Annotated in this window: 17 protein-coding genes; 4 read left to right on the plus strand and 13 right to left on the minus strand. The window is 71.7% G+C overall.

The features are described 5' to 3' along the window. Positions 1–213: 213 nt before the first annotated feature. The 10 genes from ACZ7MG_RS33045 to rsmH all read right to left on the minus strand — a co-directional run bounded on the left by ACZ7MG_RS33045 (position 214) and on the right by rsmH (position 12751). Positions 214–1011 carry a cell division protein FtsQ/DivIB gene (locus tag ACZ7MG_RS33045; protein ID WP_471394451.1) on the minus strand — a complete coding sequence of 266 codons (798 nt, stop codon included), beginning with the start codon at positions 1009–1011 and terminating at the stop codon, positions 214–216. A 25-nt stretch (positions 1012–1036) separates the two neighbouring features. After that, positions 1037–2128 carry an undecaprenyldiphospho-muramoylpentapeptide beta-N-acetylglucosaminyltransferase gene (murG, locus tag ACZ7MG_RS33050; RefSeq protein WP_471394449.1) on the minus strand — a complete coding sequence of 364 codons (1092 nt, stop codon included), beginning with the start codon at positions 2126–2128 and terminating at the stop codon, positions 1037–1039. A gap of 6 nt (positions 2129–2134) precedes the next feature. Then, positions 2135–3484 carry a putative lipid II flippase FtsW gene (ftsW, locus tag ACZ7MG_RS33055; RefSeq protein WP_471394446.1) on the minus strand — a complete coding sequence of 450 codons (1350 nt, stop codon included), beginning with the start codon at positions 3482–3484 and terminating at the stop codon, positions 2135–2137. An 88-nt stretch (positions 3485–3572) separates the two neighbouring features. Next, on the minus strand, positions 3573–5000 hold the full coding sequence (gene murD, locus ACZ7MG_RS33060) for a UDP-N-acetylmuramoyl-L-alanine--D-glutamate ligase (RefSeq protein WP_471394443.1): 1428 nt from the start codon (positions 4998–5000) through the stop codon (positions 3573–3575). After that, positions 4982–6055 carry a phospho-N-acetylmuramoyl-pentapeptide-transferase gene (mraY, locus tag ACZ7MG_RS33065; protein ID WP_471394440.1) on the minus strand — a complete coding sequence of 358 codons (1074 nt, stop codon included), beginning with the start codon at positions 6053–6055 and terminating at the stop codon, positions 4982–4984. The genes murD and mraY overlap by 19 nt, the downstream gene beginning before the upstream one ends. Then, positions 6052–7467, minus strand: coding sequence for a UDP-N-acetylmuramoyl-tripeptide--D-alanyl-D-alanine ligase (locus ACZ7MG_RS33070; protein ID WP_471394437.1), 1416 nt, complete (start codon positions 7465–7467; stop codon positions 6052–6054). Before ACZ7MG_RS33070 ends, mraY begins: the two co-directional genes overlap by 4 nt. A 4-nt stretch (positions 7468–7471) precedes the next feature. Then, positions 7472–9139 carry a UDP-N-acetylmuramoyl-L-alanyl-D-glutamate--2,6-diaminopimelate ligase gene (locus ACZ7MG_RS33075; RefSeq protein WP_471394435.1) on the minus strand — a complete coding sequence of 556 codons (1668 nt, stop codon included), beginning with the start codon at positions 9137–9139 and terminating at the stop codon, positions 7472–7474. A gap of 60 nt (positions 9140–9199) precedes the next feature. Further along, entirely contained in the window at positions 9200–11167 is a 1968-nt protein-coding gene (locus tag ACZ7MG_RS33080; protein WP_471394433.1) for a peptidoglycan D,D-transpeptidase FtsI family protein, read from the minus strand. Positions 11168–11172: 5 nt separating this feature from the next. Beyond that, on the minus strand, positions 11173–11778 hold the full coding sequence (ftsL, locus tag ACZ7MG_RS33085) for a cell division protein FtsL (protein ID WP_471394430.1): 606 nt from the start codon (positions 11776–11778) through the stop codon (positions 11173–11175). A 16-nt stretch (positions 11779–11794) separates the two neighbouring features. Then, positions 11795–12751: a 16S rRNA (cytosine(1402)-N(4))-methyltransferase RsmH gene (gene rsmH, locus ACZ7MG_RS33090; protein ID WP_471394427.1), complete on the minus strand. Its 957-nt coding sequence runs from the start codon at positions 12749–12751 to the stop codon at positions 11795–11797. A gap of 340 nt (positions 12752–13091) precedes the next feature. Between rsmH and ACZ7MG_RS33095 the strand changes: the two genes are divergently transcribed. The 4 genes from ACZ7MG_RS33095 to ACZ7MG_RS33110 all read left to right on the plus strand — a co-directional run bounded on the left by ACZ7MG_RS33095 (position 13092) and on the right by ACZ7MG_RS33110 (position 18852). After that, positions 13092–13637, plus strand: a complete 546-nt coding sequence (locus tag ACZ7MG_RS33095) for a beta-class carbonic anhydrase (protein ID WP_351412757.1) — start codon at positions 13092–13094, stop codon at positions 13635–13637. Positions 13638–13922: 285 nt separating this feature from the next. Beyond that, complete coding sequence (locus ACZ7MG_RS33100) at positions 13923–14963, plus strand: AAA family ATPase (protein WP_471394423.1); 1041 nt, start codon at positions 13923–13925, stop codon at positions 14961–14963. Beyond that, positions 14960–16318 (plus strand): DUF58 domain-containing protein, encoded by a 1359-nt coding sequence (locus ACZ7MG_RS33105; protein WP_471394420.1) that lies wholly within the window; start codon positions 14960–14962, stop codon positions 16316–16318. Before ACZ7MG_RS33100 ends, ACZ7MG_RS33105 begins: the two co-directional genes overlap by 4 nt. Continuing rightward, complete coding sequence (locus ACZ7MG_RS33110; RefSeq protein WP_471394418.1) at positions 16315–18852, plus strand: transglutaminase TgpA family protein; 2538 nt, start codon at positions 16315–16317, stop codon at positions 18850–18852. Before ACZ7MG_RS33105 ends, ACZ7MG_RS33110 begins: the two co-directional genes overlap by 4 nt. 637 nt (positions 18853–19489) lie before the next feature. On the opposite strand, the gene ACZ7MG_RS33115 is transcribed toward ACZ7MG_RS33110, so the two are convergent. The 3 genes from ACZ7MG_RS33115 to ACZ7MG_RS33125 all read right to left on the minus strand — a co-directional run bounded on the left by ACZ7MG_RS33115 (position 19490) and on the right by ACZ7MG_RS33125 (position 21620). After that, complete coding sequence (locus ACZ7MG_RS33115) at positions 19490–19891, minus strand: DUF3040 domain-containing protein (RefSeq protein ID WP_086761755.1); 402 nt, start codon at positions 19889–19891, stop codon at positions 19490–19492. Between the two features lie 287 nt (positions 19892–20178). Next, positions 20179–20949 carry a class I SAM-dependent methyltransferase gene (locus ACZ7MG_RS33120; RefSeq protein ID WP_471394415.1) on the minus strand — a complete coding sequence of 257 codons (771 nt, stop codon included), beginning with the start codon at positions 20947–20949 and terminating at the stop codon, positions 20179–20181. A 131-nt stretch (positions 20950–21080) separates the two neighbouring features. After that, entirely contained in the window at positions 21081–21620 is a 540-nt protein-coding gene (locus ACZ7MG_RS33125; protein WP_471394413.1) for an SAV_6107 family HEPN domain-containing protein, read from the minus strand. Positions 21621–21733 lie beyond the last annotated feature (113 nt).

Here is a 21733-nt window from a genome sequence, read left to right on the forward strand (position 1 = left end):
TGCCGAAGTGGGACGGTCCGAACGCCGACCCGAACCCTAACGCTGAAGTTTAGGGTTACCAGTGTGACTGTTCCTTGGACTCTTCCGAACAGGACACTAAGTCGACAAGTGGCGCACGTTCAACGAACACGCCGAACCTCCCGTTTTTCTTTTCACCCTATGTGATCAGCCATAGCGCTGCCCAACCAGGGTGCTGGCCTGCGCGGATGTGCGTCAACTCCCTGATGACGCGGGCGCGGTGGGGACGCTCACGTCGAAGTGCCCGGCGTTCGGGGCGGCTTTCATCAGGGCGGTGAGCGCGCGGGCCTTCGCGCGCCCCTTCTCCGCACTCCCCCACGCGACCGTACGGTCCCCGCTCAACTCCAGCGAGATGGCGTCGTAGGAACGGACCTTGACGACCAGGGTCTCGTGCGCGATCGCGGCCGGAATGGCACCGCCGACCCGCACGGCCTCCCGTACGAGCCGGTCCTCGTCGAATCGCCGCAGACTGGCGGCGGACGAACCCGATCGGGGCATCGCCAATTCCAGGAGGGGAACGCCGTCCGGGGCGCGCGAAACCGTGGCAAAACGCACACCTTTCGCGTCCACTTCGACGTACTTGCCCGAATTCCCGGCCGCTTCGACAAGCAGGACCGCGGTGCGCTCGCTCACTTTCAGCCCGATTTCGTCGGGCCAGGAACGAACCACCTCGACCGAGTCGATTCGGGGCAGCTTCTCCAGCAGCCGTGCCTCGATCCCGTCGAGGTCGACGGAGATCAGCGGATCGCCGAGCGGCACGCCGGCGGCCTCGCGCACCTGGGCCTCGGTCAGCACCCGGGTGCCCGACACCGAGACCCGCTCGGCCCGCAGCCAGGAGGAGCCGTACAGGGTCCAGACCGTGGCGCCGGCGATCAGCACCAGGGCGACCGCGGCGGCGATCAGCGCCCGGGGGCCGGGGAGCCGCCGCCGCGACGGCGGGCCGGGGTCCAGGTCCTCGTCCGCCCCGCGTTCGGCGGTGGTCGCTCCGGCCACGCTTCCAGCCCTCCGTCACCCGGTCCTAACGGCGATGCGACGTGATCGCCTCGTACACCATCCCGACGAGCAGGTCGTCGGCGTCCCGGCGGCCGAACTCGCTGGCCGCGCGCGACATCTCGTACAGCCGGTGCGGGTCGGCGAGGACGGGCAGGACGTGTCGCTGCACCCACTGGGGCGTCAGTTCCGCGTCGTCGACCAGCAGTCCGCCGCCGGCCTTGACCACCGGCTGGGCGTTGAGCCGCTGTTCACCGTTGCCGATGGGCAGCGGGACGTAGGCGGCCGGGAGCCCGACGGCGGAGAGTTCGGCGACGGTCATCGCGCCCGCGCGGCAGAGCATCATGTCGGCCGCGGCGTACGCGAGGTCCATCCGGTCCACGTACGGTACCGGGATGTACGGGGGCATCCCCGGCATCTGGTGCACCTGCGGCAGTTCGTTCTTCGGGCCGACGGCGTGCAGGATCTGGATCCCGGCCTGCTGGAGGTAGGGGGCGACCTGCTGGACGACCTCGTTGAGGCGGCGGGCGCCCTGGGAGCCGCCGGAGACCAGCAGGGTCGGCAGGTTCGGGTCGAGGCCGAACAGGGCGCGGGCCTCGGGGCGGGCGGCGGCCCGGTCCAGGGTGGCGATGGCGCGGCGCAGCGGGATGCCGATGTAGCGGGCGTCGCGGAGCTTGCTGTCCGGGGTGGAGACGGCGACCTGGGCGGCGTACCGGGAGCCGATCTTGTTGGCGAGGCCGGGGCGGGCGTTGGCCTCGTGGACGATGATCGGCACGCCGAGGCGCTTGGCGGCGAGGTAGCCGGGCAGGGCGACGTAGCCGCCGAAGCCGACCACGGCGTCCGCCTTGGTGCGCTCCAGGATCTGCTCGGTCGCCTTGATCGTGCCGCGCAGCCGGCCGGGCACGGTGATCAGCTCGGGGGTGGGCTTGCGCGGCAGTGGTACGGCGGGGATCAGCGCGAGTTCGTAGCCGCGCTCGGGGACGAGGCGGGTCTCCAGTCCGCGCTCGGTGCCCAGGGCCGTGATGCCCACGGTCGGGTCCTGCCTGCGCAGGGCGTCCGCGAGGGCGAGCGCGGGCTCGATGTGACCGGCGGTTCCGCCACCGGCGAGTACGACATGCACCGAAATTCACCGCTCTCCGGACGAACGTGCCGAGACACGCCGTCGCATCGTGTTCCATCTCCCGGGCCCCGAAGGGCCGCCGCCACGCTTTCTACCAAAGCGGGGTTGCCGCATGGCAAGCGCCGCCCGTGCGGCGGGCTCGTCACGCGCGAACGCGATCAACAGCCCGATGGCGAACATGGTCGGCAGCAGGGCGGAACCCCCGTAGGAGAACAGCGGGAGCGGGACTCCGGCGATCGGCAGCAGACCGAGCACCGCACCGATGTTGATCACCGCCTGAGCGGTGATCCAGGTGGTCACGCCTCCCGCGGCATACCTGACGAAGGGGTCCTCCGTGCGTCCGGCCACGCGGATACCCGCATAGCCTAGAGCCGCGAAGAGGGCGAGCACCGACAGCGTCCCCGCGAGGCCCAGTTCCTCACCGGTGACGGCGAAGATGAAGTCGGTGTGCGCTTCCGGGAGTTGACCCCATTTTTCCACACTGGCGCCGAGCCCGGAGCCGAAGATTCCGCCCGAGGCCAGGGCGTAGATCCCGTGCACGGCCTGCCAGCAGTCGGCGCCGTCCGTCCGGGGTTCGGTGGCTCCGATGCAGGCCAGCCGGGCCATGCGGTTGTCGCTGGTCCTGATCAGGACGAATCCGATGAGCCCGGCGACGGACAGCACGCCCGTGAACAGCCGTGTCGGCGCCCCGGCCAGCCACAGCAGGCCGAACAGGATCGCCGTGAGAATGATCGCGGTGCCCATGTCGCCGCCGAGCATGATCAGCCCGAGCAGCATGAACGCCACCGGAACGAGCGGCACCAGCATGTGCTTCCACTGGGTCAGCAGCCGCTTGTCCTCCTTGCGGGCCAGCAGATCGGCACCCCACAGCACCAGCGCCAGCTTGCCGAACTCGCTGGGCTGGATCTGGAAGGAGCCGCCGACGGCGATCCAGTTCTGGTTGCCGTTGATCGACTGCCCTATTCCGGGCACCTGAACCAGGGCCATCAGGAACACACAGCCGGCCAGGATCGGATAGGCCAGCGCCCGGTGCAGTTTGACCGGCATCCGCGAGGCCAGGAGCAGCAGCACGGTGCCGATCGTGGCGGCGAGGAACTGTTTGCGGAAGAAGAAGGTGCCGGGCAGCGACTTCTGCAGTGCCGTGATCTGGGAGGCCGAGTAGACCATCACCAGCCCCAGCACGGTGATCAGCAGGCTGCCGCCGAGGATCAGGTAATAGGCGGTCAGCGGGCGGTCCCAGGCCTTGCGCGCCCGGGTGAGGAACCGCCGCAGGGGGTTCTCGCGCGGCGGCCGGGAGACGGGCGGCCGCCGGGTGACGCGCTGGAGGGGCGCACGGCTCGTACGGCTACTCGGCATCGGGGGCGCCTTCGCCGCCGACCGACCACATCCGTGTCACACGTCCCTCCCAGTCTCACCCGGCGCCGCCAGGCGAAGCCGGGCCGGGTCAGCCGTCCGCGGGGGAGAGTTCGCGCACTGCCTCCGCGAACGCGTCCCCGCGCTTGTTGTAGTTGACGAACATGTCCATCGACGCGCAGGCCGGCGCCAGCAGGACCGTGTCGCCCGCCCGCGCCAGCGTCCGCGCCTCGCGGACGGCGGCGGACATCGCCCCAGTGTCGGTCCGGTCGAGGTCGACGACCGGCACCTCGGGCGCGTGTCGCGCGAGCGCTTCCCGGATCAGCGCGCGATCCGCGCCGATCAGTACGACGCCCCGCAGCCGCCCGGCCGCACCGGCGACGATTTCGTCGAAGGTCGCGCCTTTGGCGAGCCCGCCGGCGATCCACACGATCGACTCGTACGCCGCCAACGAGGCCTGCGCCGCATGGGTGTTGGTGGCCTTGGAGTCGTCGATGTAGGCCACGCCGTCCACGTCGGCCACGTGCGCGATGCGGTGCGCGTCCGGGGTGAAGGCCCGCAGCCCGTCCCGTACGGCCGCCGCGGGCACCCCGAAGGCCCGGGCGAGGGCCGCCGCCGCGAGGGCGTTGGCGATGTTGTGCGGGGCCGCCGGGGTGACGTCGGAGACCTCGGCGAGTTCCTGCGCGTTCTTCTGCCGGTTCTCGACGAAGGCGCGGTCGACCAGGATGCCGTCCACGACGCCGAGTTGGGAGGGCCCCGGGGTGCCGAGCGTGAACCCGACGGCCCGGCAGCCCTCCTCGACGTCCGCCTCGCGCACCAGGTCCTCGGTGGCCTTGTCGGCGGCGTTGTAGACGCAGGCGACCCGATTGCCCTCGTAGATACGGCCCTTGTCGGCGGCGTACGCCTCCATGGAGCCGTGCCAGTCGAGGTGGTCGGGGGCGAGGTTGAGGACGGCGGCGGAGTGGGCGCGCAGGGAGGGCGCCCAGTGCAGCTGATAGCTGGACAGCTCCACGGCGAGCACGTCGTACGGCTCGTCGCCGAGGACGACGTCCAGCAGTGAGACCCCGATGTTGCCGACGGCGGCCGTGCGCAGGCCCGCCGCCGTCAGGATGGAGGCGAGCATCTGGACGGTCGTGGTCTTGCCGTTGGTGCCGGTGACGGCCAGCCAGGGGGCCGCGTCCGGTCCCCGTAGCCGCCAGGCCAGTTCGACGTCGCCCCAGATCTCCAGACCGGCCGCGCGGGCCGCCGCGAACAGCGGCTTGTCGGGCTTCCAGCCCGGGGTGGTGACGACGAGTTCGGTGCCCTCCGGCAGGGTCGCGCCGTCGCCGAGGCGCACGGTGATGCCGAGCGCCTCCAGATCGGCGGCCTGTGCGCGGGCGCGTTCGTCGTCGCCGTCGTTGACGACGGTGACGGTCGCGCCGAGGTCCCGCAGGACCTTGGCCGCCGGGATGCCGGAGACGCCGAGTCCGGCGACGGTGACGCGTCTGCCCTGCCAGTCGGTCACTTCTCGGCCGCCCATCCCGCGTAGAAGAGGCCCAGTCCGACGATCACACAGATGCCCTGGATGATCCAGAAGCGGACCACGACAAGGACCTCGGACCATCCCTTGAGCTCGAAGTGGTGCTGGAGCGGGGCCATGCGGAAGACCCGCTTGCCGGTCAGCTTGAACGAGCCGACCTGGATGACGACCGACATGGTGATGAGGACGAACAGACCGCCGAGGAGCGCGAGCAGCAGCTCGGTGCGGGAGCAGATCGCGAGACCGGCGAGCGCGCCGCCGAGGGCCAGCGAACCGGTGTCCCCCATGAAGATCTTGGCCGGCGAGGTGTTCCACCACAGGAAGCCGAGGCAGGCGCCCATCAGCGCGGAGGCCACGATCGCCAGGTCGAGTGGATCTCGTACCTCGTAACAGGCGGCCGGGTTGGTCAGCGTCAGCGTGTTGGCGCAGGACTCCTGGAACTGCCAGACACCGATGAAGGTGTACGCGCCGAAGACGAGGACGGAGGCGCCGGTGGCGAGGCCGTCCAGACCGTCGGTCAGGTTCACGCCGTTCGACATGGCGAGGATCATGAACAGCGCCCAGATGACGAACAGCACCGGGCCGATGGTCCAGCCGAAGTCCTGGACGAAGGAGATCTTGGTGGAGGCCGGCGTCTGGTCGCGGGCGTCCGGGAACTGCAGCGCGAGGACCGCGAAGCCGATGCCGACGATCAGCTGGCCGGCCATCTTCGCCTTGGCCCGCAGACCGAGCGAACGGCGCTTGACGATCTTGATGTAGTCGTCGAGGAAGCCGACGAGGCCCATGCCACCCATCAGACCGAGCACCAGCAGACCGGAGAAGGTCGGTGTGTAACCGGTGATCAGCTTGGACAGGAAGTACGCGGCGATCGTCGCCAGGATGAAGGCGATACCGCCCATCGTCGGCGTACCGCGCTTGCTGGCGTGCTCGCGCGGGCCGTCGTCGCGGATGTACTGGCCGTAGCCCTTGCGGGCCAGCAGCTTGATCAGCAGCGGGGTGCCGACCAGGGTCAGGAAGAGGCCAATGACTCCCGCGAACAGGATCTGCTTCATCATCGGGCGGCAACCTCACCCTCGTTGCCGCTGTCGAGCAGCGCCTGCGCCACGCTCTCGAGCCCGACCGACCGGGACGCCTTCACGAGTACGACGTCTCCCGGGCGCAACTGACTGCGCAACAGGTCGACCGCCGCCTGTGCGTCGGACACGTGCACCGACTCCTCACCCCACGAACCCTCGTTATATGCGCCCAGTTGCAGCCAGGACGCTTCCCTGCCCCCGACCGCGACGAGCTTGCCGACATTGAGCCGGACGGCGAGCCGTCCGACCGCGTCGTGCTCGGCGAGCGATTCGTCCCCGAGCTCGGCCATCTTGCCGAGCACCGCCCAGGTCCGCCGCCCCTTGCCCATCGCCGCGAGCGCGCGCAGAGCGGCTCGCATGGACTCGGGGTTCGCGTTGTAGGCGTCGTTGACGACCGTCACGCCGTCCGGGCGCTCGGTGACCTCCATGCGCCAGCGGGAGAGGGAGCCCGCCTCGGAGAGCGCGGTGGCGATCTCGTCTGCGGACATGCCCAGCTCATGGGCGACGGCGGCCGCGGCGAGCGCGTTCGACACGTGGTGCTCACCGTACAGGCGCATGGTCACATCGCTTGCACCGGAGGGTGTGTGAAGCCTGAACGCGGGCTGTCCGGCGTCCGTGAGCGTCACGTTCTCGGCGCGTACGTCCGCTTCGCCGGACTCGCCGAAGAGGAGCACCTTCGCCTTCGTACGCGACGCCATGGCCCGGACCAGGGGGTCGTCGGCGTTGAGGATCGCGGCGCCGCCCTCGCTCGCCGGCGGAAGGGCCTCCACCAACTCGCCCTTGGCCTGCGCGATCTGCTCACGGCCGCCGAACTCGCCGATGTGGGCGGTGCCGACGTTCAGCACGAGGCCGACCTTCGGCGGGGTCAGATCGGTGAGGTACTTGATGTGACCGATGCCCCGGGCGCCCATCTCCAGGACCAGGAAACGGGTTTCCTCCGTGGCGCTGAGCGCGGTGAGGGGCAGCCCGATCTCGTTGTTGAGGGAGCCGGGCGTGAACACCGTCGGCGCCTTGCGCCGGAGCACCTGGGCGATCAGGTCCTTGGTGCTGGTCTTGCCCGCCGAGCCGGTGAGGGCCACGAGGGTCGTGCCCAGCTTCCTGACGACGTGCCGGGCGAGGGCGCCGAGCGCCGCCTGGACGTCGGGCACGACGATCGCGGGCACGCCGACGGGACGGGACGCCAGCACCGCTGCCGCACCCGCCTCGACGACCGCGGCCGCGAAGTCGTGTCCGTCCACACGCTCGCCCGCGAAGGCGACGAAGAGGCTGCCGGGCTCCACCTCACGGGAGTCCCGGACGACCGGTCCGGTGACCTGCGCCGACGGATCCGGTATGTCGTGCGTCTGCCCGCCGACGACTTCTGCGATCTCGGCGAGAGAGAGGGCGATCACAAGTTCATCCCTGGGTCTGCTGGATAGCTTCGCGGAGCACCTGGCGGTCGTCGAAGGGACGGACCACGCCGGCGATGTCCTGGCCCTGCTCATGGCCCTTGCCCGCGACCAGCACGGTGTCGCCGGAGCGCGCGCGGGCCACGGCCGCGGCGATCGCGGCGGCCCGGTCCTCGAAGAGGAGGACCTCGCCGCGCTCGTGCGAGGGCACCGAGGCCGCGCCTTCGAGCATGGTGGCGAGGATCGCGAGGGGATCCTCGGAGCGGGGGTTGTCGGAGGTCAGTACGGCGGTGTCGGAGAGCCGGGCCATGGCGGCGCCCATCGGCGCGCGCTTGGTGGTGTCCCGGTCGCCGCCGCAGCCCAGCACCACGTGCAGGCTGCCCTCGGTGACCTTGCGCAGCGCCTTGAGGACCGACTCGACGGCGTCCGTCTTGTGGGCGTAGTCGACGACCGCGAGATACGGCTGCCCGGCGTCGACGCGCTCCAGCCGGCCCGGTACGCCCGGTACGGCCGCGATGCCGTCGGCGGCGGTCTGCGGGTCGATCCCGGCGACGGCCAGCGCGGCCACGGCCGCCAGGGTGTTGGCGACGTTGAAGGAGCCCGGCAGCGGCGACCTGGCGGTGATCCGCTCGCCCTTGGGGCCGACCACGGTGAACGTCGAGTCCATCGGTCCGACCCGGACGTCCTCGGCGCGCCAGTCGGCGTCGGGGTGGCCCTCGGCGGAGAAGGTGACGACCGGGACGCCGGCCTCGTCGACGAGGCGGCGGCCGTACTCGTCGTCGAGGTTGACGACGCCGAGCCTGCTGCGCTCGGGGGTGAAGAGCTGTGCCTTGGCCCGGAAGTAGTCCTCCATGTCGGAGTGGAACTCCATGTGTTCCGGGCTGAGGTTGTTGAAGACGGCCACGTCGAAGACGCAGCCGTCGACCCGGCCGAGGACCAGGGCGTGGCTGGAGACCTCCATGACGACCGAGTCGACACCGCGTTCGCGCATGACGGCGAACAGGGCCTGGAGGTCGGTGGCTTCGGGGGTGGTCCGCTCGGACTTGATGCGCTCGTCGCCGATCCGCATCTCGACCGTGCCGATGAGGCCGGTGGAGCGGACGGTCTTCAGACCGCCCTCGACGAGGTACGCGGTGGTGGTCTTGCCGGAGGTGCCGGTGATGCCGATCTGGAGCAGTTCGCGGCCCGGCCGGCCGTAGATCGTGGCCGCCAGCTCGCCCATCCGCGCGCGCGGGTTCTCCACGACGAGCGCGGGGAGCCCGGTGGCGGCGGCGCGCTCGGCGCCGCTGGGGTCGGTGAGCACGGCGACGGCGCCCAGGCCGACCGCCTGGTCCACGAAGTCGGCGCCGTGCAGACGGGCACCGGGCAGGGCGGCGTACAGATCGCCGGGGCGGACGGCCCGCGAGTCATGGGTGATGCCCGTGACCTCCGCGGTGCTCCCCGGCTGCTCGGCACCCACCTGGCCGGCGAGCTCCGCGAGGGGTGTGGCGGAGACCTGGGTCGGCCTGGGCGGTCCCGGATATGTCACAGGAACGCCCTTCTGGGTGGTTTGGGACTGATCAGCGTGTGGCACGGCGGTGAGCGTACCGGGCACACCCCTGCCGGGGCGAAGCGAGGGTTTGTGCGAGCTGGCTTGTGATGCGCGGTTCCCGGGGTCGGGAGTGATCATGGTCACGAGTCGGTTCCTGGCTGGTTGCGCTGATCGACGGGTGGATCAGGGTCGGGCAGGAGGCGGTCAGGGCGTGAAGGCGACGGGCAGGTTCGCGGGCTTCGCCCCGGTGGGCGGGACCTGGAGGGTCTTCAGGGCGAACTCCATGACCTCCTTGTAGATGGGTCCACAGATCTGGCCGCCGAAGTAGTTGCCCTTGGTGGCGTTCTGGATCGCGCAGTAGACGGTGACCCTCGGCTTGTCGGCGGGCGCGAACCCGGCGAACGACGAGGTGTAGCCGCGGTATCTGCCGGTGGCCGGATCCACACGGTTGGCCGTACCCGTCTTGCCCGCGACCCGGTAGCCGGGGATACGCGCCTTGGTGCCCGTGCCCTCCTCGTCGTCCACGACGGACTCCAGCATCCGGGCGAGGGTCTTCGCCGTCTTCTCGCTGACGACCCGGGTCTTCTCCGGCTTGGCCGAGGGGGCGAAGCGGCCGTCCGGTCCCTTGGTGCCCCGGATGAGGGTCGGCTCGACGCGTACGCCGCCGTTGGCGATCGTCGAGTAGACGGAGGCCGCCTGCATGGCGTTGACCGACACGCCCTGGCCGAAAGGAATCGTGTACTGCTGTGAGGTCGACCAGTCGCCGGGTGCGGCGAGGATGCCCTTGGTCTCGCCGGGGAAGCCGAGGCCGGTGTAGTCGCCGATGCCGAACTTGCGCAGGTAGTTGTAGAGGATCTTGTTGGACTCCTGCTGGTTCCTGCCGAGTTCGCCGGTGGCGAGGATGGTGCCGATGTTGCTGGACTTGGCGAGGACGCCGTTGAGCGTCAGGAACCAGGTCGGGTGGTCGATGTCGTCCTTGAAGAGCCGGTCGCCGCGGTGCAGCCGGTTGGGCACGGTGACATGGGTGCCCGGCGTGGCGACGTTCTCCTCCAGGACGGCGGCCATCGACATGACCTTGGCGGTGGAGCCGGGCTCGTAGGCGTCCTGGAGGGCCGCGTTGCCGAGCGCGTCCGGGTTCGCCTTGGTGAGGTCGTTGGGGTCGAAGCCGGGCGAGTTGGCCATGGCGAGGATCTCGCCGGTGCGGGTGTCCTGCACTATCACGTAGCCGCGGTCGGCCTTGGACTTCTTCACCTGCTCGGTGATGGCGTTCTGCGCGGCCCACTGGATGTCGCGGTCGATGGTCAGCTCCACATCGGAGCCGGCCACGGCGGGCGTCTCGGTGGAGCCCGCGGTGGGCACCAGACGGCCGCCGGACTGGGCGTAGCGGATCTTGCCGTCCTTGCCTGCCAGACGATTGTTCAGCTGCTGCTCGATGCCGCCCCCGCCCTTGCCCTCGGCGTTGACCCAGCCCAGTATCCCGGCGGCGAGGTCGCCGTTGGGGTACACGCGCTTGGTGCTGGGCTCCTGGAAGACGCCCGCCAGGACGTTGACCGTGCCCTTCTCCTGCCTGGACCGCTCGACGAGCGCGGATTTCAGGTCGCTGATCTGGTTCCAGACCTGGGGGGTCTGGCGGCGGGCGAGGAGCACATAGCGCGTGTTCTTGGTGCGCAGCTTCTCGGTGAGCGTCGCCTGGTCCGCGCCGAGGATCGGTGCGAGGAGCGCGGCGGCCTGCTCGGGTCCGTCGTCGACCTTCAGCTGTTCGCGGGTGAACATCGTCGGGTCGGCGGTGATGTCGTTGGCGTCGGTGCTGATCGCCAGGGCGACGCCGTTGCGGTCGGTGATCCCGCCCCGCTCGGCGGCCAGCACCCGGCCGACGTACCGGTTCTGGTCGGCCTTGGCCGCGTACTCGCTGGCGTCGACGGCCTGCACCTGGAGCAGCCGTACGACGAAGGCGATCATCACCAGGGTCAGCGCGAGGCTCACCATGCGCAGCCGGGGTCGCGGGCTGCCCAGGCGGATGGTGCGGCCGGCCGGTGGCCTGGGCGTGGCCGGGCGGCGCTGCGCGGCGGGGCGTCCGCCGGGGCCCGGCCGGCGCTGCTGGCCGCCCGGTCGTACGGGCCGGGCGGGTCCGGGTACGCGGCGGCGCGGGGGCTGCCTGCCTGAATCGGCCACTTCCGTCACCTGCCGGGGGTCGTCGGGAGCTGGGTGGACTGTACGGACGCGGGGGTGGGGGTCGGTGCGGGGGCGGAGGCGAGGCCGGGGGCGCCCGCGGGCTCCGGGGCCCGCGACGGCGAGGACGGCGTCGGTGTAGGCGTCGCCGTGGCCGAGGGGGTGGGGCTCGGGGTGGGCTTCGGCCTCGTGGGCGGGCCGGGGTCGAGGATCTCGGGCGCGAGGACGAGCGGCATCCGGACCACGGACGGCTGGGCGGCGCCGGGGACGCCCTTGACCGTGCCGTCGGGGTTCAGGAAGGCCGGGTCGCCGCCGGGGACCATGCCCAGTTCGCGGGCGCGGCGCTGGAGGGCGTCGGGCGCGGAGTAGGCGTCCACGTCACGCTGGAGCGCCTGCTCCTCGTCGGTGTAGTTCTTCACGTCGTCCTGGAGGTCGTCGAGCTTGAACGACCCTTCGCTGAGCGCGGAGTTCAGCACGAGGAGGCCGATGAGACCGCCACCGAGCAGCAGGACGACCAGGAGGACGAACGGGGTGCGGGCGGCCCCCTTGGGCCTCGTGGGCAGCAGCCGCGCGAGACGGGCGGCCCGGCCCCTCAGTTCGGGTTTCCTGCTCACGCGTCTCCCGCACCCCTCATTCGACGTCCTCCCGTACGCGTTCCGCCCCGCGCAGTCGTGCGGGGGCGGCGCGCCGGTTCTCGGCGACCTCTTCCTCGGTGGGAAGTTCGGCACCACGGGTGAGGAGCTTGAGTCTCGGCTGATAGCGCTCGGGGACGACGGGCAGTCCGGGGGGCGCGGTGGTGGCGGCGCCCGCCGCGAACACCTGCTTCACCAGGCGGTCTTCGAGCGAGTGGTACGACAGCACGGCGATCCGGCCGCCGACCGCGAGGGACTTCACGGCGGCGGGGATCGCCCGTTCCAGGACGGTGAGTTCGCCGTTGACCTCGATGCGCAGCGCCTGGAAGGTGCGCTTGGCGGGGTTGCCGCCGGTGCGCTTGGCGGCCTGCGGCAGGGAGTCGCGGATCAGTTCGACGAGGCGGGCGCTGTTGGTGAAGGGCTCCTTGTCGCGCTCGCGCACGATCGCGGAGACGATCCGCTTGGCCTGCTTCTCCTCGCCGTACGCCCTGAGGATGCGGACGAGTTCGCCCGGCGGGTAGGTGTTGAGGACCTCGGCCGCGCCGATGCCGGTCGTCTGGTCCATCCGCATGTCGAGCGGGGCGTCCTGGGCGTACGCGAAGCCCCGGTCGGCCTCGTCGAGTTGCATGGAGGAGACGCCGAGGTCGAACAGGACGCCCTGGACGCGCGGGAGGCCCAGGCGGTCGAGGACGTCGGGGAGTTCGTCGTAGACGGCGTGCACCAGGGTGGCGCGCTCGCCGAAGGGGGCGAGCCGCTCGCCGGAGAGGCGCAGGGCCTCCTTGTCGCGGTCGAGGGCGACGAGCCGTGCGTCGGGGAACCGGGTGAGGAGGGCCTCGCTGTGGCCGCCGAGGCCGAGGGTGCAGTCGACCACCACCGCGCCGGGCTCCGAGAGGGCCGGGGCCAGCATGTCCAGACACCGCTGGAGCATGACGGGGACGTGGCGGCTGTTGCTCAAGGGGCCCTCTCAGGTCCGGCGCGAGCCGCACGTACGCGCCGCGCACGCGGGGAGACGCCGGGCTCTCGCCGGTTCTCCTTGGGGTTTCGGTCCAGCAGGGGGTCGGGCCGACAGGACCTGGCCCCCGCTCGGCGTCACTTTAGTCCACGGCCCCGCGCGGTCAATCAACCGGCCTGCGCGTCGCGACGCCCGCCCGGGTCGATGCCGCGAATCCGGAGAAATCACCCGTACGGCCGTGATCCCGCCACTCCTGTGGGTTACCTCACAACAAGCCTCAATGGAGTTCTTTGTCCTCTCTCACAGAGCGCCCCCGGCGCCCGTGACCAGTACCGTCTTTGCCATGACGACCTCCGCAGCAGTTCCCACCGGGCCCGAAGGCGCCATATCCGACGGCACCGTCACCGACCGCCTCGTCGAGGCGAACGAGCGGTACGCCGCCGCGTTCACCGACCCCGGGATGGACGCCCGCCCCGTCCTCCGGGTCGCGGTCGTGGCCTGTATGGACGCCCGCCTCGACCTGCACGACGCGCTCGGCCTGGAGCTGGGCGACTGCCACACGATCCGCAACGCGGGCGGCGTGGTCACCGACGACGTGATCCGTTCCCTCACCATCAGCCAGCGCAAGCTCGGCACCCGCAGCGTCGTCCTCATCCACCACACCGGCTGCGGCCTGGAGGCCCTCACCGAGGACTTCCGCACCGAGCTGGAGGCCGAGGTCGGCCAGCGCCCGGCCTGGGCGGTGGAGTCGTTCCGGGACGTGGACCAGGACGTACGGCAGTCCATGCAGCGGGTGCGCACCAACCCGTTCCTGCTGCACTCCGACGACGTCCGCGGCTTCGTCTTCGATGTGAAGACGGGCCTGCTCCGGGAGATCGACCCGGCCTGACCCCCGTCGAACCGCGCCTTCGGGACCGCCTTCCTACCGCCCCGGGGCGGTCCCGCGCAGCCCTGGTTTCCTGTCAATCTGCTGGCATCTCGCCCTTCAAAACACAGCAAAACCGGCATATCGCGGACTGTTATCCACAGGCGAGTGACACGGATTGGTAACGGCAGCAAGAATGCTGGTGTGACGTCACGCTGAGCAGTTCGCGCGTGGTGTCCGTGTTTCGGGGTGGGCCGGTCCGCATCGCAGAGCGACGGCCCGGAGAAAGAACGGGCCGAGGAGGGCCGGGTGACGACCTATGACGATCGAGCGAGCCTCACTGATCTGACCAGCACTGTGGAGCGAGTCCGCAGTTCGGTCGAAGGAGTGATCGAGGGCAAGCCTGAGGTCGTACGGCTTTCGCTGACAGTGCTGCTCGCCGAGGGACATCTTCTGATCGAGGATGTGCCCGGCGTCGGCAAGACCATGCTGGCCAAGGCACTGGCGCGGTCCATCGACTGCTCGGTGCGGCGTATCCAGTTCACGCCGGACCTGCTGCCGTCGGACATCACGGGTGTGTCCATCTGGGACCAGCAGCGCAAGGAGTTCGAGTTCAAGCCGGGCGCGATCTTCTCGCAGATCGTGATCGGCGACGAGATCAACCGTGCCTCGCCGAAGACGCAGTCCGCGCTCCTGGAGTCCCTGGAGGAGCGCCAGGTCACGATCGACGGCACGACGTACGAGCTGCCGAGCCCCTTCATGGTGGTGGCCACGCAGAACCCGGTGGAGATGGAGGGCACCTACCCGCTGCCGGAGGCCCAGCGCGACCGCTTCATGGCCCGCGTCTCCGTCGGTTACCCGAGCCCGGAGGCCGAGCTGCAGATGCTCGACGTCCACGGCGGCGTCTCGCCGCTGGAGGACATGCAGCCGGTGGCGCACGCGCACGAGATCGTGAAGCTGATCGAGGCCGTCCGCAATGTGCACGTCGCGGAAACGGTCCGGCGGTACGCGGTGGACCTGGTCGGTGCCACCCGCAGCCACCCGGATCTCAGACTCGGCGCCTCGCCGCGCGCGACGCTGCATCTGCTGCGCGCGGCGAGGGCGACCGCCGCCCTGAGCGGCCGGGAGTACGCCCTGCCGGACGACATCCAATCGCTGGCCGTGGCGATCCTCGCCCACCGGCTGCTGCCCACCGCCCAGGCCCAGCTCAACCGGCGTACGCCGGAGCAGGTCGTGCAGGAGATCCTGCAGCGCACGCCGGTACCGCAGGCACCGCAGGCGCAGAGCGGCTTCGGCTCGGTGCACTCCGCGCCCGCGTATCCGCAGCAGCCGCCGCGGAGGCTTGGATGAGCACCGCCGGGCCGGCACCGGCCCCGGAGCAGGACAAGGGCGGGCTGCGCACGGCCCTCGCCGGCCTCACCACGCGCGGGCGGTCCTTCCTGGCCGCCGGCGTGGCCGCGGCCGTCTGCGCGTACGTCCTCGGGCAGAGCGATCTGCTGCGGGTGGGCCTGCTGCTGGCCGTGCTGCCGCTGGTCTGCGCGACCGTGCTGTACCGCACCCGCTACCGGGTCGCGGGCAGCCGCCGCCTCTCCCCCGCGCGTGTGCCCGCCGGCAGCGAGGCCCGCGTCCATCTGCGGATGGACAACGTCTCCCGGCTGCCCACCGGGCTGCTGATGCTCCAGGACCGGGTGCCGTACGTGCTCGGTCCGCGCCCGAGGTTCGTCCTCGACCGGGTGGAGGCGGGCGGGCGCCGCGAGGTGTCGTACCGCGTCCGCTCCGATCTGCGCGGCCGCTATCCGCTGGGCCCGCTGCAGCTGCGCCTGACCGACCCGTTCGGCATGTGCGAGCTGACCCGGTCCTTCTCGACGTACGACACCCTGACGGTCGTCCCGCGCGTGGAGGCGCTCCCGTCGGTGCGGCTGGGCGGGGAGGCGAAGGGGTACGGCGACGGGCGGCAGCGCTCGCTGGCGCTGGCCGGCGACGACGACGTGATCCCGCGCGGCTACCGGCACGGCGACGATCTGCGCCGGGTGCACTGGCGTTCGACCGCGCGCTACGGCGAGCTGATGGTGCGCCGCGAGGAGCAGCCGCAGCGCGCCCGCTGCACGGTGCTGCTGGACACCCGGGGCGAGGCCTTCCTCGGCGCGGGCCCCGACTCGGCCTTCGAGTGGGCCGTCTCCGGCGCCGCCTCCATGCTGGTCCACATGCTCGAACGGGGCTTCTCCGTACGGCTGTTGACGGACACCGGCAGTTCGGTGCCCGGTGAGGGCGCGGACGGGTTCGCGGGCGCCAGCCAGGGGTCCGCCGACGCGGCCGGGCTGATGATGGACACCCTGGCGGTGATCGACCACTCCGACGGCACGGGTCTGTCGCCCGCGTACGACGTGCTGCGCGGCGGGAACGAGGGGCTGCTGGTCGCCTTCCTCGGCGACCTCGACGAGGAGCAGGCGACGGTGATCGGCAAGATGCGTCAGCGCAGCGGCGGGGCGGTCGCCTTCCTGCTGGACAGCGAGGCGTGGACGACCGAGCCGGGCGAGGTGCCCGGTGCCGGGAGCGCGAGCGAGGAGTCGCTGCGGCTGCTGCACGAGGCGGGCTGGACGGCGCTGGCGGTGCCGCGCGGCGCCTCGCTGACGGACCTGTGGCGCCAGGCGGACCAGCAGCGCACGGGCGTGATGTCCGGGAGCGGCATGGAGGGACGGTCATGAGCGGGCGGGCGAGGCTGGCGCTGTGCGCCTGGGCCGCCACGATCATGGCGGCGTGCGCACTGCTGCCCCTGGTCGCCCCGGCGACCTGGATCTTCCAGGCGGCCCTGATGCTGGGTGTGCAGACCGGCGTGGGAGCGCTCACCCGGCGGGTGCCGCTGGCCCGGCCGCTGACCGTGGCCGCGCAGGCGCTGGTCACGCTGATGATGCTGACACTGGTCTTCGCCCGGGAGCAGGCGGTGGCCGGGATCGTGCCCGGCCCGGAGGCGTTCCAGTACTTCGGGACGCTGCTGCAGACGGGCGCCGAGGACATCGGCCGGTACGCCATCCCGGCGCCGCTGAGCGACGGCATCCGGCTGATGATCATCGGCGGTGTGCTGGTGATAGGTCTGCTGGTGGACGCGCTCGCGGTGACGTTCCGCAGCGCGGCCCCGGCCGGTCTGCCGCTGCTCGCGCTGTACTCGGTCGCCGCGGGGCTCTCCGACGGCGCCGCGTGGCTGTGGTTCGTGCTGGCCTCCGCCGGCTATCTGCTGCTGCTCCTGACCGAAAGCCGGGACCGGCTCTCGCAGTGGGGCCGGGTCTTCGGCGGCGCGCCGGGCGGCCCGCGCCCGGAGTCCGCGGGCGGCGCCGTGGCCCCGGTGCGCACGGGGCGGCGCATCGGCGCGGTCGCGCTGGGCATCGCCCTGGTGGTGCCGCTCGGGCTGCCCTCCCTCGACGGCGGGCTGCTGGACGCCACGGGCGCCGGTATCGGCCGGGGCTCGGGGGGCGGCGGCACGATCTCCGCGGTGAACCCCGTGGTGCAGCTGGGCGACAGCCTGAACGTGGACGAGGACCGCCAGGTCCTGTCGTACCGCACCAACACGGACAACGTGCAGGAGATGTATCTGCGGATCGTCTCCCTGGACAAGTTCGACGGCACCGCGTGGACGCCGACCGAGCGCTCCATCACCGAGGTGCCGGACGACTTCGGCACTCCGACCGGCCTCAGCACCGACGTCAAGCGGACGACGATCACGACCCGGATCGTCGCGGCGGAGAACTACTCGCAGGACTGGCTTCCGATGCCGTACCCGGTGACCGGCGTGGACATCGACGGCGACTGGCGGTACGAGCCGGTGGGGCGCACCCTCGTCGGCGATCACGACCAGGACACCAAGGGTGCCCAGTACACGGTCGAGAGCCTGATCGTGCAGCCCACCGCGGAGCAGCTCTCCTCGGCGCCGGAGCCCCCGCCGTCGCTGCGACGGGAGTACACCAAGGTGCCGGCCTCGCTGCCGCCGGTGGTGGCGCAGACCGCGCGGGAGGTCACCAAGGGCGCGACGAACGACTACGAGCGGGCGGTGAAGCTGCAGGACTGGTTCGCGTTCAGCGGCGAGTTCACGTACGACACCGAGGTGCGGTCCGGTACGGGCGCTCGGGCGATAGCCCGGTTCCTGGAGGAGAAGGAGGGCTTCTGCGTCCACTTCTCCTTCGCCATGGCGTCCATGGCCCGCACGCTGGGCATACCGGCCCGGGTGGCCGTCGGCTTCACTCCCGGCACCCCGCAGACGAACGGCACGATGTCGGTGGGGCTGCGCGACGCGCACGCCTGGCCGGAGCTGTACTTCGAGGGTGTGGGCTGGACCCGCTTCGAGCCGACCCCCAACCGGGGCTCGACTCCCCCGTACACGGTGCCCGAGGACACCGGCACGGGCGGTCTGCCCGAGGTGCCCCGGCCCTCGCAGTCGGCGCCCACGGATGCGCCTGCGGAGCCGTCGGCGAGCGCGAGCTGCACTCCGCAGGAGGCGAAGCTCGGCGCCTGCGCGAGCGAGTCCGCGGCGGCGGTCGCGGGGTCGGACGACGACCCGCGCTCGTTCTGGGGCCTGCTGTTCTTCTCGCCCTGGACTCTGCTGATCCTCCCGGGAGCGCTCCTGGTCCTGGCGATCCCTCTGCTGCCGATGCTGTGGCGGCTGCGGGTCCGGTCCGTACGGCTGGGCGCGCACGACGGCACGGTGCCCAAGGGGGCCCGCGAGGCGGCTCTCGCCCGGGACGTGACCGACGAGGCAGAGGGCGGCGGGTTCGACGGCGCCCCGGCCCCAGCGGGCAGAGCCGCCGGGTACGGCCGTACGGAGGCCGCGGCGGCCCATGCGCTGGCCGCGTGGCAGGAGGTGGCCGACACGGCGTGGGACTACGGGATCGCGCCGGACGAGTCGCAGACGCCCCGCAAGGCCGCCGCGCGGATCGTGCGGCTCGGCGAGCTGGAACCGTCGGCCGCGGAGGCGGTGCACCGGGTGGCGGCGGCGGTGGAGCAAGTCCTCTACGCTCCGCGTCCGCAGGTCCCGGCGGGTCTCGCCCGGGACGCGCACCAGGTCGAGGTCGGCCTGCGGGCGCACGCCGGGCGCCGGACGAAGCTGCGGGCGCTGCTGCTGCCGCGTTCCACCGTCCGGGTGGCCTGGGCGCTCGCCGCCCGCTGGTCGGACACGAGGGACGAGCTGCTCTCCCGGCTCCCGACACCACGGCTGCCCTGGCGACGCCCCTCACCGGGCCAGAACGGCTAGCGGCTGCGGCTGCGGCTTGCGCACGCGTCTGCCCCCGCCGGGTTCGCCCGGCGGGGGCAGACGCGTGCGTGGACGGGTGCCGCGCGGACGGGTGCCGCGCGGACGCCGGGGGTGCGCGGACGCGGGGGTGCACCGACGCAGCGCGCGGGGGCCAGTGCTCGGGGTGCTCGGCGTACGCGGGGCCCAGGCTCTCGCACGGCCCTTCGGCGAGACACGGCCGTTCGGTAAAGCCCGGCCCTCGGCGAGACGCAGCCGTTCGACGAAGCCCAGCCTCTCGGCGAGACGCAGCCACCCGGAAAAGCCCAGCCCTCTCGGCGAGACGCGGCCACCCAGCGAGCCCGGCCCTTCGGCAAGACGCCGCCCGACAAAGCCCGGCCCTTCGGCAAGACGCCGCCCGGCAAAGCCCAGCCCTTCGACAAGACGCGGCCACTCAGCGAGCCCAGCCCTTCCGCGAGACGCAGCCACCCGGCGAAGCCCGGCGTTCCGTGAGACGCGGCCGTTCCGCGAGACGCGGCTGTTCGATTTGCGGGCAGGTCTGATTGGGGGCATGACTGAAGGGTGACCGCCGCTCAGGTGGTCACCCTTCGTCCGTCTTCAGCTGTTCAGCTGTGGCTGTCGAATCGGCGGTCCGGAGAGCTCAGTGGCCGCCTTGCTCGTCACGACGGCGCTGCCAGCGCTGTTCGATTCGGTCCATCATGGAGCGGCGCTGCCGTGTCTGACGACGCGCACCGGCGGAGCCTGCGGCACCGGTGGGCTGCTCACCCGGCTTGGGGGCCTTGCGCCAACCGGTGACGGCGAGCACGGCGCAGCCCAGCATGACGAGGAATCCCACCACACTGACCCAGATCTGCTGTGCGACCATTCCGGCCATGAGGAGCGCGATACCCACCAGAAAGCCCGCGACCGCCTGGTAGACCCGCCGCCGGGTGTACGTACGCAGCCCGCTTCCCTCAAGCGCTGACGCGAACTTGGGATCTTCGGCGTACAGCGCTCGCTCCATCTGCTCGAGCATGCGCTGCTCGTGCTCTGAGAGCGGCACGGAGTCCTCCTCATTGTGCGGTCGCCGGAGCGACCCGGGGGGTCCTCTTCAGGATAGGCAGGGAATCGCCCCCTTGAAACCCGCCCCTCTACGCCAATTCGCCAACCGGAACCCGCCATGGCACTCCGATCCGCTGAGGTGTGAATTCCCCAGCGGACGGCCCGTCATGCCGGAACGGTCTCCCTCGATCATACGGCTCCGAGCGCCCGATCGGGGGGCCTGTGGCGTACTCCATCCGCCGCCGAGCCCCTGATCAGCGGGTCACCCCCTCCGCACCGGGGGACGACTCAGGACTCGGTGGTCCCTCGCGTCTCGCCCAGCACATGAAGTTGCGTGGCCACGGAGTGGAAGGCGGGCAGTTCGGCGACCGCCGCCTCCAGCTGGATCAGGGCCTCCAGGGCGCCGGGCTCGGTGTCGACGAGGACCCCGGGGACCAGGTCGGCGAAGACCCGGACGCCGTGCACGGCGGCGACCGCGAGGCCCGCGCCCTCGACGAGCGCGGTGAGCTGCTCGGCGGTGAAGCGGTGGGGAACCGGATCACCCTCGCCCCAGCGTCCGTTCGGGTCGTCGAGGGCCTGCCGGGCCTCCTTGAAGTGCCCGGCGAGGGCCCGTGCGAGCACCGCGCCGCCCAGGCCGGCGGCGAGCAGGCTGAGGACGCCCTCGGCACGCAGCGCGGCGACCGCGTTGCCGATGCCCTCGGCGGGGTCGTCCACGTACTCCAGGACGCCGTGGCAGAGCACGGCGTCGTACCCGCCGCGCTCGACGACGTCGAAGAGGCCGTGCGCGTCGCCCTGGACGCCGCGCACGCGGTCGGCGACACCGGCTTCGGCGGCCCGGCGCTCCAGCGCGAACAGCGCGTTCGGGCTGGGGTCGACGACGGTGACGCGGTGGCCGAGACGGGCGGCGGGCACCGCGAACCGGCCGCTGCCGCCCCCGGTGTCCAGCACATCGAGCGACTCGCGCCCGGTGGCCTTCACCCGGCGGTCGAGGGCGTCCTGGAGGACCTCCCAGACCACGGCGGTACGGAGGGCGGCGCGGGGTCGCATCGGGTCCGACACGGCAGTAACTCCTCGGCGCGGCACCGCCTGGTGTGCGGCGGAGCGATGGGCTTGCGTCTCCGCCGGGCCGGGTGGCCGTGACGGAGGGTGCTGATGCCCCCAACCCTAATGGGCGCCGCCGGGGCGCTCGGTCAGCCCGCGTCCGGGACTCCGGGGTCGCCGTCCTGCCGGGGCTGGGGCAGCACCGGCTGGAGCACCAGCATCCGTTCGACCAGGCGCAGGAACATCGCCACGTCGCGTATGAGGTCGTCGGCGTCGCGCACGCTCGCCGCGCCCTGGATGCCGGCCTCGGCCCGCGCGCGGCGGGCGGCGCCGGAGGCGAACAGCGCGCTCCACTCGGCGAGTTCGGGCGCTATCTCGGGGAGCACTTCCCAGGCGCTCCGGATCTTGGCGCGGCGCTTCGGGGTGAGTTCGGGGCGACCCCGGGCGGCGAGCACCGCGGCGGCGGTGCGCAGGGCGGCGAGGTGGGCGGTGGCGTACCGCTCGTTGGGCATCGCGAGGGCGGTCGCCTCGTCGAGTCCGGAGCGGGCCTGGGCGAGCAGGTCGAGGGCGGCGGGCGGGGCCGTGGCCCGGCGCAGCACGGGGTGCACATCGCTCGCCGGGCCGGTCAGTGAGGGGGCAGGGCCGGGGGCGCGGCGCCGGCCTGCGGCTGCTGCGTGGTAGCTGGCCATGACGAACCTCCTGTCGTCTGCGGACGGCACGCGCTGACGCGAAGTGCCGTATGTGCCCATCGTGCGGTATGCCACTGACAATCCGTTCTGACCTGCACTTTTGCTTCGATCAG

It is taken from the genome of Streptomyces sp. NPDC107538, from assembly GCF_055657445.1.